Origin of the sequence: Pseudovibrio denitrificans JCM 12308 (genome assembly GCF_001310815.1) — a bacterium.
GTDB lineage: Bacteria > Pseudomonadota > Alphaproteobacteria > Rhizobiales > Stappiaceae > Pseudovibrio > Pseudovibrio denitrificans.
This window is the reverse complement of record NZ_BAZK01000020.1, coordinates 53,822-65,240: the sequence shown is the minus strand read 5'-3', so window position 1 is coordinate 65,240 and position 11,419 is coordinate 53,822. Positions and strand designations below refer to the sequence as shown.

Below are 11,419 nucleotides of genomic sequence, written 5' to 3'. Positions count from 1 at the left end.
CACTAGGGAGTGACGGTCACCATGCCGATCATCTTCTGCGTTTCCCAGTGTGGGCCACACAGATATTGCTGAGAGCCGGCACTTAGGAATGTGAACTCGAAGTTTTCTTCCGGAAACAGCCGGTCAGACTCTTTCTCACCTGCTTCGTTCAAATGAACAGTATGGCTGGTGCGCTTGTCCACGTTCACCCAGCGCACAGTCGTTCCAACAGGCACTGTCAGCTTTTCAGGGCAAAAGCGATACTTGTACATGGTCACGACAGTCACGCCCTCAGCTTCAGCAGAAGGATGCCCGAACATATCGACATAGCGCGCTTCTGCTTTCGCGCAGAGCTCAGCAGCTTTGTCGTCCTCGGCCATCGCTGGTGTCATCATCAGCAAACCCATTGCGACAGCGGAACCTTGAAGAAGTCTTGAGTACATGAGGCGCCCCTCTCAAATGCATATCCAAAATAATCTAGGTATTATCGACAAGGATACACTTGGAAAAACTTAGAGCAAGCTTTGCAGCTTAGAATATCTCTGAAAAGCGGAAGACGGCTTTCGGACAAAGATACGTAAAAACGAAATCCTGGCGGAGGCCCGCGCCTCCAAGAAAAAAGGTGGCCAATTGCTCGGCCACCCTTTGTGTGTTTTAGCGTCCTACCACATTGATTTGGGCAGTTTCGTCATCCAATGCCAAACTGGTGTTCAGCGTCACGTGGTGGAAACGTGCGGATGAAAAGTCATCGTGGATCGCAAAGCCAACTGTATAGGTCTTGCCTGCTTCCAGTGGCACATCGCCAGGCTTGTCGCTTGTCAGCGGACGGGAGAAGACCACAGTCCACATGCCAGCGGAGAGCTTGGCAGACGCTGCGATGTCACCGTCGTTCTGAACACGACGCTCAAGCAGGTAACCATTGGTCGCAGAACCGTCAGCATAGACGCGCATCAGATCCATGAAGGTACCGTCAGCCAGCAGCTGGTCAATTTCTTCAGCAGACTTCAGCTTGTTCCAACCACCCTGTGCTTTACCGCGGCGACCTTTGATTTCGATCTTCGTACGGGTTTCGCTCAGGTACTTCTGGATGGATTCTTTCGCCTTCAGCAGTTCAGCAACATCACCGGAAGCAGCGATTGCTTCTGGGCCCGGATCAAATGGCATGTAGGTGTTGTCTGCGTGGCATGTTGCCCAGCAACCAACCTGTTCACCCATCTTGATGCCAGTACCGGTGATCATCATGGCAACCTTGATCTGGTTCTCCGGATCCATCTTGCCGCCGTCAACGAATGGTGCAGGTGCATGAGGTGCATCTGGCCATTGCAGACGGAAGTAGACGTTCTCGCCATCATGAGCAGCCTGCATCGTCGCATTGATCACACCGCGCTTGCCAGGGATTGGCGTAGGTTCAGTGTTTTCAGTGCCCTTGACGATCTTGTTACCGATGTTTTCCAGCTCTTTCGCGTGACAGGTTGTGCACTGGTCACCACCCTTTGTCAGCGGACGAGCACCACCGTGCTGCTTACCGTTCTGAACGAACTCGAAGGAAGCCTGACCAGGATAGAACAGGGTCATATCCACGCTGTTCACGCCGCTCCAGTCGATGTTTGCACCAACTGTATCGCCAGCATCAGCCGCACTTGCTTCACCGGAAGCTTTTGCGCGTTCTTCAGCAACAGCCGCGTCGACTGCAGCTGCGATCTGCGCCTGCATAGCTTCCTGCTGTGCTTTCTTCGCAGCACTTGCAGATTCTGCTTCAGCAGCTTCCTTCGCTTCGATCCGAGCGAGGCTTTCCATGTATCTTTAGGAATCTCGCGAACGAAGTTGTGGTTCGGTGCCTCGATCATTTCGAGATATTCGTCAGATGCACGATCACGAACGTTGGAGTGCGCAATACCCTTGTGGCAATCGATACAGGTCTGGCCTGTCTTCATTGCATTCAGGTGCTGCTGACGCGCGCGCGGCTTCTGGAATTCCGGCATCATGGATTCAAAATCATGACAGTTACGGCATTCACGGGAATCCGTCGCTTTCATCCGCTCCCATTCGTTCTTGGCAAGATGCAGACGTTTGTTCTCGAACTTCTCACGCGTGTTGATCGTTCCCACGAGCTTGCCCCAAACTTCTTTGGAGGCTTTGATCTTGCGGATGATCTTGTGGGTCCAGTCTTTCGGCACGTGACAGTCTGAACAAACTGCACCGACGCCGGACCGGTTTACGTCGTGGATCGTGCCTGGTATTCCTGATAGACAAAGTCATTCATCTCATGGCACGAGACGCAAAATTCTTTTGTGTTTGTCGCTTCCATGGCGGTGTTGAAACCACCCCAGAAGATAATGCCGACGACAAAGGCCGCCAGAAGGCCACCTACCGGCATTCCCCATAGGAAATACCTGCGCCAGATCGGCTTTTTCTTTTCCGTATCGTTGGACTGGGTCATTTCCAGGCTCCATTTTGGATTTTCTGTCGACCCATCCTTGCCGGGTCGTATGCGGTCGGCTTTCAAGATACGGGGAGCAAATCCGTCATCTCCGGCTGGTACGCAGCCGTTCAGTCTCGATACCGCTGATAAAAAAGAAGGGCGGGCGTGGCGCCCGCCCCTCCAAAAGATCATTAGATCTTATTAAGTTACGTGGTTCGAACGGATGTAAACGTTGAACTTACCGGTTGGAGCGTAAAGGCCCTTAATCCGGGTTTTCTCTTCGAGTGTTTCAGCATCGAAGACAACGATTTCACCGTTTGGCTCCAGAGAGTCGCCCATGTTCCAGTTGGATACCCAAACTTCAGTACCATCTGCGTTGAACTCGAAGTGAACAGCGGCATTGCTTCTGTTTCGGTGATGGTGATTGTTTTCACAATCTCACCGGTTTCTTTCGAGATCACCTGAACAGCCTGCTGAATTTCAGGATCTGGGTGTTTGGTCTGGTCAGCCCATACGTACTTGGAGTTAGGGTGTGTACGGATGAAGAGGCCTGGGCCATCTGTTTCAACTTCGTAACACTTCTTCCAAGCTTCATCTGGACGGCCTGCTGGATCGTTACCCCATACAGATACAGTACCTACGCCGAGGTGGGTTGTACCTGCAACAGGACCACACTTAGGATCGTTCCAGTTAGCACCTGGACCTGGGTGTGGAAGAGCAGCAACGTCGATCATAGCTTCAAGCTTGCGATCTTTGGTGTCCACTACAACCATTTTGTTCGATGCGTTTGCAGCGATCTGGAAGTAACGACCTGTTGGATCGAAGAAGCCATCGTGCAGGAACTTAGCGGAGTCGATTTTTTCGATACGAAGGTTATCGATATCGGTGTAATCAACCTGCCACATCTGGCCAAGTTCTTTAACTGCAACCAGCCATGTTGGCTCATTAGGTGTGGTGTAGATAGCAGCAACGCGGCTTTCTTCTACATAGTCACCGTCAGTGTTGTAACCGCGGGTGGAAACCACTTTCAGAGGTTCCATGGTTACAGCGTCAACAATAGCGAAGTGTGGAGGCCAGTAAGCACCACCAATTACGTATTTGCCGTCACCGGAAATCGCAACGTCGCGAGCGTCGTACGCAACAGTAACTTCAGAAACAAGCATCTTGTCTGGGGTCTGCCAGAGGTCGATCTTGGTCATCTTACCGTCACGGCCCATGGTGTACCAGAAGCGACCTGGCTGCTCTGGTTCTTCCAGTTTATGGTGCTCAGATGCTTTGATCACGTGCACCGCATAACCGGTTGGAATGTGGACCAGAACTTCTTTGGTGTCGCCGTCGATGACAGCCACTTTACCAGCGTCACGCTCGATGACGACGAAGAAGTTTTCCCAGTTGCGGCCGTGCATAGGCTTTGTAGGGTAGTCTTTTTCCTCTACATAAACCTTGCGGGTCTGCTTCATCTGGGTGAGCGACATTTCAGGCGGCTTTGGCGGTTCCAACATAATGTAGGTCGCCATGTCCTTGATTTCTTGCTCGGTCAGAATTTCCGAGAAGTTGTTCATGCCCCCTTCGGTGCCCCAGGCAATGATCTTCTCAAGGCGTTCCTGACCCAGCTGAAGGGTACCACCTTCAGTCACGGTGCCGTCTTTGCCCGTTTTCTTCCAATGAGGCTCCAGGTTTTTACCTGTTGCACCCTTACGGAGAACGCCGTGACAACCTGCGCACTGCTCAAAATAGAGCTGCTTAGAGCGCTCAAAAGCTTCTTCGCTCAGTGTCGGACCTTCTGCAAAGGCGGGCGCAGCTGCACTACCGAGCAGCATCGCAAAGCCGGCCGCTAACGCGTAACCTGACCCACGTCTCTTTTTTTGTAACATTCTCAAACTCCAATGCTGGTGAGACCATGTCACAGTGAATTGATCAGCCGTCACGCTCCTTGACTAATGTTAAGCAAGAAAACTTAGAGCCCCTTTCTGAAACATCACACCTCCCAAAATCGCAGAAAACTCCCCATTCCAGCAAACTTGCGACAGAACGTCTCAACCCTCTTTTCCATGCAGTGGACAACAACCATGCCACGAAACCAAAAACACTGGCACATCACCTGCACATGAAGATAGAGACAAATAACATATTGAAAATATTGATATTAATGGACTGGTTTGCCGTGAGACTCAGTAATCATAAGAAAAGCCGTGTTTCACACTAGTGTGATTCTTACACCCAGCACTCCAGTTTTACGTGCATGCGAAATATTGAGTTTCCATGCGAGCAATCGGCTTCATAAGTGCTCCTGACAGACGTGAGGTCGGCTAGTCCATGTGAGGCTTCATTCAAGGGCGCGCAAGAAAAGAAAAGGCGCCAAAGATTTCATTTTGTAGCGCCCGAAGGACGGGAAACAATGTGTGCCTACATATAATGTGAATTTAGTTCGTTGTTTCCTGCTCTCCGTGTCTACACTTTCCCCAATTCAAAAATTAAACGTTTATATTTTATCTGACTCTCTGATATATCTCAGGTGTTGAGTGATTCTCGCAAGGTCATTCAGCGAGTGCCAGGTGAATGAGTTGGGGCGTGTTGGATGTTGGAGTTGGGGACTTGCTATTATCCGGAGCAATGGCCAGAGGAGCTATGGGCGGATGATGCGCGTAGGATGGTTGAGTTGGGACTCACATGGGTGCGCGTTGCGGAGTTCTCATGGGCTCTTGTCGAGCGGGAAGAGGGCGTGTTTGACTGGGCGTGGTTGGATAAAGCGTCAACATCCTCGGCGAAGCGGGTTTGCAGGTTGTTATGTGCACACCAACAGCAGCGCCTCCCAGATGGTTGATTGATAAGCATCCTGAAATTCTGCCGGTTGACGAAAACGGAGTGACACGCAAGTTTGGTGCGCGGCGCCACTACTGCTTCTCCAGCCCAATCTATCTTGAGTACGCAGCAAAAATTGCAGAAGCCTTTGCAAAGAGATATGGCAAGAACCAACACGTCAAAGCCTGGCAGATTGATAACGAGTACGGCGACCACGACACGATCTACAGCTACTCACCCGCAGCAAAACAGGCTTTCAGTCACTGGCTCCAGCAGCAGTATGGCTCGATCGACGCCCTGAACGAAGCGTGGGGAACGTGCTTCTGGGGTATGCATTACACCTCATTTGAGCAGGTGGAGTTACCCAATAATCTCGTTGAAGAGCCGAGCCCAAGCCATCTACTGGACTTCTATCGCTTCTCGTCTGATCAGGTGGTGCTGTTCAATCGCACTCAGGTGGATGTGCTGCGAAAGCATGTCGGCAATGCGCCTATTACCCATAACTTCATGGGTCATAACACGGATTACGATCACTACGCTGTTGGCAATGACATCGACTTTGCCTCCTGGGACAGTTATCCCATGGGTGCCCTGGTCAACGCTCCTAAGGATGACACTGAAAAAGCACGCCTTTTAAGGTAGGGCTACCAGATCAACCGGCTTTCAATCATGATCTTTATCGCCATGTGGGCAAAGGAAAAGCTTGGGTGATGGAGCAGCAGCCGGGGCCGGTGAACTGGGCAAGACACAATCAATCGCCGCAGGATGGCATGATCCGCCTCTGGACATGGCTGGCCTATGCTCATGGCATTGATGTTGTCTGTTACTTCCGTTGGCGCCAATCTAAGTTCGCGCAGGAGCAGTTCCATACAGGCCTGCTGTTGACCAACAATGAACCTGATCAAGCGTTTTGGGAAGTGGCTCAGGTTGCGAAAGAATGCGCATCACTACCTGAAACAGGAGCCAGACAAAAGGCACAGGTGGCCCTCGTGCTGGATTATCCGTCTCGTTGGGCTTCTCATACTTTGCCTCAGGGAGCTGATTACTCCAGCGCGAAAGTGGCAATGGACTGGTACGCAACGTTTTCTCAGTTCGGCGTTGATATTGATATCATTGGCCCACACTCTGACCTTACAGGATATAAACTGATCATCCTGCCTGACGTGATCATTGATGATCCCGAGTTTGCGTCACGCCTGAAGGAGGCTGAAGCCAAAGTTTTTCTGGGACCAAGAACGGGCAGTAAAACAAAACATATGCACGTGGCTGAACCACTGCCGCCGGGCAGCTTCAAAACTCTCATTGATCTGGATGTGGTGCGTGTGGAGTCCCTTCCACCTTACAATCAGGATCAGATCTTCTTTGAGGACTATTTGGGTGAAGTCACCAACTGGCGTGAAAGCCTGAAGAGTTCAGAGACTGTTCTGGCTAACTTCCAGTCTGACTATCGTGACGGCCAACCGGCTTTAGTTGGTAACGCGAAGTGCATCTATGCCGCCGCGCATTTTGATGGTGAGTTTCAGAAGAAGCTCGCTGAGTATCTGGTGAAATGGGCTGGTGTGGAGCCTCACGCCGGGGCGCAGGAGGGCTTACGCATCACACAGCGTGGGCATCTTAAGTTTGCGTTCAATTTCACCAGTAAAGTCAGAAAGATCGAGCTTGGAAGCTCAGTTAAGACGTTTGTGGGAGGAGAGCAGATCCCGCCGTTTGGCGTGGTGATCTGGTCGGATGAACCAGATGGGTGAGTAAGGCGATCAAAACATAAGTAGCTTTACATATAAAATTAAACGTTTATATTTTGAGTGGCCTTGCTCAGCTTCGGGGGGAGATCCATGGCAGGGGTGAATATCAAACAGCTTTATAAGAGCTTCGGCACAACGCAGGTGTTGACCGGGATTGATCTGGACATCCGTGATGGCGAGTTCGTGAGTTTCCTCGGTCCATCTGGCTGCGGAAAGACCACACTGCTGCGGTCCATCGCAGGTCTGGAGGACGTGTCCGGCGGATCAGTGTGGTTGGGAGAGCGAAACATCACGCAGCTGCCACCTGCCAAGCGGGATATTGCGATGGTTTTTCAAAACTATGCGCTCTATCCGCATATGAACGTCTACAAAAATCTCTCTTTTGGCCTGTCTTTAAACGGCGTACCCAAAGCGGAGATTGAAGAACGCGTTCAAACCGCAGCTCGCATCTTGCAAATCTCAGACTTACTGAAGCGCCGTCCCAAGCAGCTCTCGGGCGGCCAGCGTCAGCGTGTTGCTATTGGGCGTGCAATCGTACGTGATCCCAAGCTGTTCTTGCTGGATGAGCCACTCTCCAATCTCGATGCTGGCCTGCGTGTCAGCATGCGCGTGGAGCTAGCCAACCTGCACCGTCGACTGGGTGCGACGATGATCTACGTCACGCATGACCAAGTCGAGGCCATGACGCTCTCCAGCCGTGTCGTTGTTCTGAGCAAAGGCGTTGTCGCACAGTTTGGCACTCCGCTTGAGCTGTTTTATGCCCCACAAAACCTGTTTGTTGCCGGTTTCATCGGTTCGCCCAAGATGAACATGATGAAAGTAAACGCCAGTGCGATCAATGAGATGAGCATTGCGCTTACCTCTGAAAGCATGTCTGGATCTATTCCGTTTCAGCTAAGTGCTCCCGTGCAACACATTCCCGGCCAGCTCCACACATTCGGCATTCGTCCGGAAAATGTGGAGCTGGTTGAGGAAGCAGAAGCCCATATGAGCGGCAATGTGGAACTGGTTGAGCGATTGGGAACAGAAAGCCAGGTTCACGTTCGGTTGGATACCGGGCAGGGGCTTACGGTTGTCACAAGGGGAACGCATCCGGTCAACATGGGCGACAGAGTCCATCTCAAATTTCCAGCAGAGCACTGCCATCTTTTCAATCCTGAGGGGGAGGCCTATCCGCGTCAGTTGGATGGGGAAACACGTTCATTGATTGAACGTCAGGAAACCGCAGCACTTTGCATTGCATAGAAGGAGGAGAGGAATGAAAAAGCATCTGAAACAACTGGCGATGGTGACGGCAGTTGCCTCGATGGCTTTGGGAGGAGCCAGTGCTGTATCTGCAGAAGAGGTGCTCCGGTTTGCAACGTGGAACAGCAGCGAGAACCTTGGCATTCTACAGGAAATCTCCAAGCGGTTCGAAGCGGACAACCCCGGTGTAAAAGTGCAGGTGGAATCCTATGGTGACGGCTATGACAAAAAGCTGATCGCCGCATTCGGTGCCGGAAATCCGCCTGATGTCATGTATATGTGGAATTACCCCAAATACCACTCGTCACTGATGCCTCTGGATGAGCTGATGGCGCGCGATGCTGAGGAGATGGACCTTGAAGACATCCCGGCAGGCCTGATCAACATCACCCGTGTGGAAGGCAAGGCCTATGGTATTCCGGCAGGCTTCACCACTCATGTGGTCTACTACAACAAGGATATGTTTGCTGCAGCCGGTGTTGCTGAGCCGGTAGCAGGCTGGACTTGGGCGGATCTTCGCGCAAAAGCCGCCAAGTTCCGCGATAAAGCCAGCAAAACCTACGGCTTTGCCGTGGAAGCCAAGCCAGATCCATACGATTACGAGCAATTCTTCTGGTCCAACGGCACAAGGTTTATCGCCGAAGATGGTAGCACCGTGGACGGATATATGAACAGTCCTGAGGCTGTTGAAGTACTGACCATGTTTGCAGAGATGGCGAAGAACGAGGAAGCTACGGTTCTCGGTATTGGCGACAACACCTCCGGTTCCGCGCTGTTCAAAGGCAGCAAGCTAGCAATGTTCCAGAGTGCGATGTGGTCCAAAGGCGGCATTGATAAAGCAGGCATCAACTACGGCGTAGCAATGCTGCCCGCATTCGGAGACAAGCCAGTTCATTCGTCCATCGGTGCATCTGCCATGTCTATCGCGAAAGCGACCAAGAACCCGGAACTCGCTTGGAAGTTCGTGAAGTTCTTTGCCTCTCCAGAGGCCGTGAAGCTGCGTGAGAACGATCTGCCGATCCGCACGAGTGTTGCTGAAGAGATGGAACTCACATCTGACCCAATTTTCCAGCCATTCTTCGAAATGCTAGCGCTTTCAGATCGCGAGTCCAACGCGTTCCTCAAGCATAAGAACTGGGGCAAGATCCAAACCAATCTTGAGCGCGCGATTGAAGCGACAATGATCGAAAAAGGCAACGCTAAGAAGCATTTGGATAGTGCGGTTGCGCGTTCCAAGCGTCACCTGAAATAAGAATGTTGGGGGAGGGAGAGATGACTACACTGGTCGTGCAGGATGAAGTTGCTGAGGAGCGGCATCGCTTCATCGAAAAGCTAACGCCATATCTATTCATCTCTCCCTGGATTCTGGGTTTCCTGTTCTTCACCCTTGGGCCGCTCATCTTCTCATTCATTATGAGCTTTTATGACTGGCCTGTGGTGGGGGAGCGGACGTTCGTTGGGTTGCAAAACTACCAGGTCATGCTGACTGAAGATCCACTGTTCTGGGACAGTCTCTGGATCACGGTGAAGTTTGGCCTGTTCTTTGTGCCATTCAACGTGATCCTCGGCTTGCTCCTTGCCGTTCTGCTTAATCAGAAAGTCATCGGGACAGGCTTTTTCAGAACAATTTTCTATCTGCCTTCAGTGATCTCCGGTGTCGCGCTCGTCACCATCTGGGCGTGGATCTACAGCCACGAGTACGGAATCCTGAATTTCCTGCTCGGCCTTGCGGGCATTGAAGGACCAAACTGGCTGGGTGACCCAAACTGGTCTTTGCTGGCAATCGTGATCGCTTCTCTCTGGGGGCTTGGCGGAACCATGCTCATCTTGCTGACGGGCCTGCAATCCATCCCGAAAGAGCTGTACGAAGCTGCCAAGATTTCCGGCGTGCCTGCGTGGGCGAGGCTGGTTTACATTACCATCCCTATGCTTTCACCCATGCTGCTCTTTACAGTGATCACATCGATCATCTCAGCTTTCCAGCAACTGACAATCGCATTGCTGCTGACCGGCGGCGGTCCTTTGGAGAGCACCTACTTCTTCGCCATGTACATTTACGACAACGCATTCAAATACTTCGAAATGGGATTTGCTGCTGCCAACTCCTGGGTCATGTTCCTGATCATCCTCGCACTGTCCATGATGGTTCTGAAGTCATCTTCTGCATGGGTCTATTACGAAGGCGAGATGAAAAAGACGGAGGCCAATGATGACTAGAGCCCTCACGTATAGCGCGCTGTTGTTCCTCTCGGCGATGTTCATCATCCCATTTTATTGGACCTTCATCACCGCAGTAAAAAACATCGGAGAACTCTACCAGTTCCCGCCTGTCTTCTGGCCAAATGAGGTTATGTGGGAGAACTTTGTCACTGCATGGTTCAAACAACCTTTTGATGTTTATCTCAAAAACTCAGTGATTGTGGTGGTTCTCTCGACCATCGGACAGCTGTTTTCTTGCTCACTGGTTGCTTTCGGCTTTGCACGTTTTCAGTTCAAGGGCCGCGATGCCATCTTCGTCCTGTTGCTCTCAACCATGATGATCCCGTGGGATGTGAAAATGATCCCGCTCTACATGGAGTTCAACATGCTTGGCTGGATCAACACGCTCAAACCATTGATTGTGCCAGCTTACTTTGCAGATGCATTCTTCGTGTTCCTGTTGCGCCAATACATTATGACTGTGCCCATCGAAATTGATGAAGCCGCGCGCATGGATGGCGCAAACTCTTGGCAGATCTACTGGCGCATCCACCTGCCATTGATGATGCCAGCGCTCGTGCTTGTTGGTACCTTCCATTTCATGAACGCATGGAACGACTATCTGGGTCCGCTGATCTATCTAAACGATCAGTCCAAATACACGCTGACGCTGGGCCTTTCCATGTTCAAGGGCCTGCACGAAACAGACATCACCTCGATTGCGGCAATTACGGTTGTCCTCTGCATTCCGCCGTTGATCCTGTTCTTCTTTGCACAGCGCTACATCATGGACGGTTCAATTGGTTCCTCGGTGAAAGGGTAATGCATGACGCTATTTGACTTTGACCGGGTACCCTTCTCCCACTACCAACGCTTCACAACGCTTTCCATGGTACGTGGGCAGTGTGGTGAACATCAATGCTACCTGCGCTACGTGGCGGGCGGAGATGAGCGACCCAGCCTCGGTCGTTTGTGCAAGTTGGAGTTCTTAAGCGAGGATGGTTCAGAACTAACTCCTCAGTTCTCTCTA

The 11,419-nt window shown here is 51.6% G+C and carries 6 protein-coding genes and 4 pseudogenes; 5 read left to right on the top strand and 5 right to left on the bottom strand.

Annotated features, from left to right (window positions below; translation table 11 throughout):
- Positions 1 to 2: 2 nt before the first annotated feature.
- The 5 genes and pseudogenes from JCM12308_RS21595 to JCM12308_RS21585 form a co-directional block, all read right to left on the bottom strand.
- On the bottom strand, positions 3 to 422 hold the full coding sequence (locus JCM12308_RS21595) for a cupredoxin domain-containing protein (RefSeq protein WP_054785039.1): 420 nt from the start codon (positions 420 to 422) through the stop codon (positions 3 to 5).
- A 211-nt stretch (positions 423 to 633) separates the two neighbouring features.
- Entirely contained in the window at positions 634 to 1,692 is a 1,059-nt protein-coding gene (locus JCM12308_RS31790; protein ID WP_244271987.1) for an ethylbenzene dehydrogenase-related protein, read from the bottom strand.
- A 173-nt stretch (positions 1,693 to 1,865) separates the two neighbouring features.
- Positions 1,866 to 2,356: pseudogene (locus JCM12308_RS31785) on the bottom strand (NapC/NirT family cytochrome c); the annotation flags it as partial.
- Between the two features lie 246 nt (positions 2,357 to 2,602).
- Positions 2,603 to 2,746: pseudogene (locus tag JCM12308_RS32545) on the bottom strand (cytochrome D1 domain-containing protein); the annotation flags it as partial.
- A gap of 86 nt (positions 2,747 to 2,832) precedes the next feature.
- A pseudogene (locus JCM12308_RS21585) lies at positions 2,833 to 4,221 on the bottom strand (cytochrome D1 domain-containing protein); the annotation flags it as partial.
- A 758-nt stretch (positions 4,222 to 4,979) separates the two neighbouring features.
- Here JCM12308_RS21585 and JCM12308_RS21580 point away from each other — a divergent pair.
- The 5 genes and pseudogenes from JCM12308_RS21580 (at position 4,980) to JCM12308_RS21560 (ending at position 11,212) form a co-directional block, all read left to right on the top strand.
- A pseudogene (locus JCM12308_RS21580) lies at positions 4,980 to 6,948 on the top strand (beta-galactosidase).
- Between the two features lie 87 nt (positions 6,949 to 7,035).
- The gene (locus JCM12308_RS21575; RefSeq protein WP_054785038.1) at positions 7,036 to 8,190 is read left to right on the top strand and encodes an ABC transporter ATP-binding protein; all 1,155 of its coding nucleotides are present in this window, start codon (positions 7,036 to 7,038) and stop codon (positions 8,188 to 8,190) included.
- Positions 8,191 to 8,203: 13 nt separating this feature from the next.
- Positions 8,204 to 9,442 (top strand): ABC transporter substrate-binding protein, encoded by a 1,239-nt coding sequence (locus JCM12308_RS21570; RefSeq protein ID WP_054785037.1) that lies wholly within the window; start codon positions 8,204 to 8,206, stop codon positions 9,440 to 9,442.
- A gap of 20 nt (positions 9,443 to 9,462) precedes the next feature.
- Positions 9,463 to 10,407: a carbohydrate ABC transporter permease gene (locus JCM12308_RS21565; protein WP_041767956.1), complete on the top strand. Its 945-nt coding sequence runs from the start codon at positions 9,463 to 9,465 to the stop codon at positions 10,405 to 10,407.
- Positions 10,400 to 11,212: a carbohydrate ABC transporter permease gene (locus tag JCM12308_RS21560; protein WP_054785064.1), complete on the top strand. Its 813-nt coding sequence runs from the start codon at positions 10,400 to 10,402 to the stop codon at positions 11,210 to 11,212. The genes JCM12308_RS21565 and JCM12308_RS21560 overlap by 8 nt, the downstream gene beginning before the upstream one ends.
- The last annotated feature ends 207 nt before the right edge of the window (positions 11,213 to 11,419 follow it).

Excerpts from the sequence above, each read along its gene's own strand:
- JCM12308_RS21570 (WP_054785037.1), top strand. The coding sequence starts at position 8,204 with ATGAAAAAGCATCTGAAACAACTGGCGATGGTGACGGCAGTTGCCTCG.
- JCM12308_RS21595 (WP_054785039.1), bottom strand. The coding sequence starts at position 422 with ATGTACTCAAGACTTCTTCAAGGTTCCGCTGTCGCAATGGGTTTGCTG.
- JCM12308_RS21565 (WP_041767956.1), top strand. The coding sequence starts at position 9,463 with ATGACTACACTGGTCGTGCAGGATGAAGTTGCTGAGGAGCGGCATCGC.
- JCM12308_RS21575 (WP_054785038.1), top strand. The coding sequence starts at position 7,036 with ATGGCAGGGGTGAATATCAAACAGCTTTATAAGAGCTTCGGCACAACG.
- JCM12308_RS31790 (WP_244271987.1), bottom strand. The coding sequence starts at position 1,692 with ATGCAGGCGCAGATCGCAGCTGCAGTCGACGCGGCTGTTGCTGAAGAA.
- JCM12308_RS21560 (WP_054785064.1), top strand. The coding sequence starts at position 10,400 with ATGACTAGAGCCCTCACGTATAGCGCGCTGTTGTTCCTCTCGGCGATG.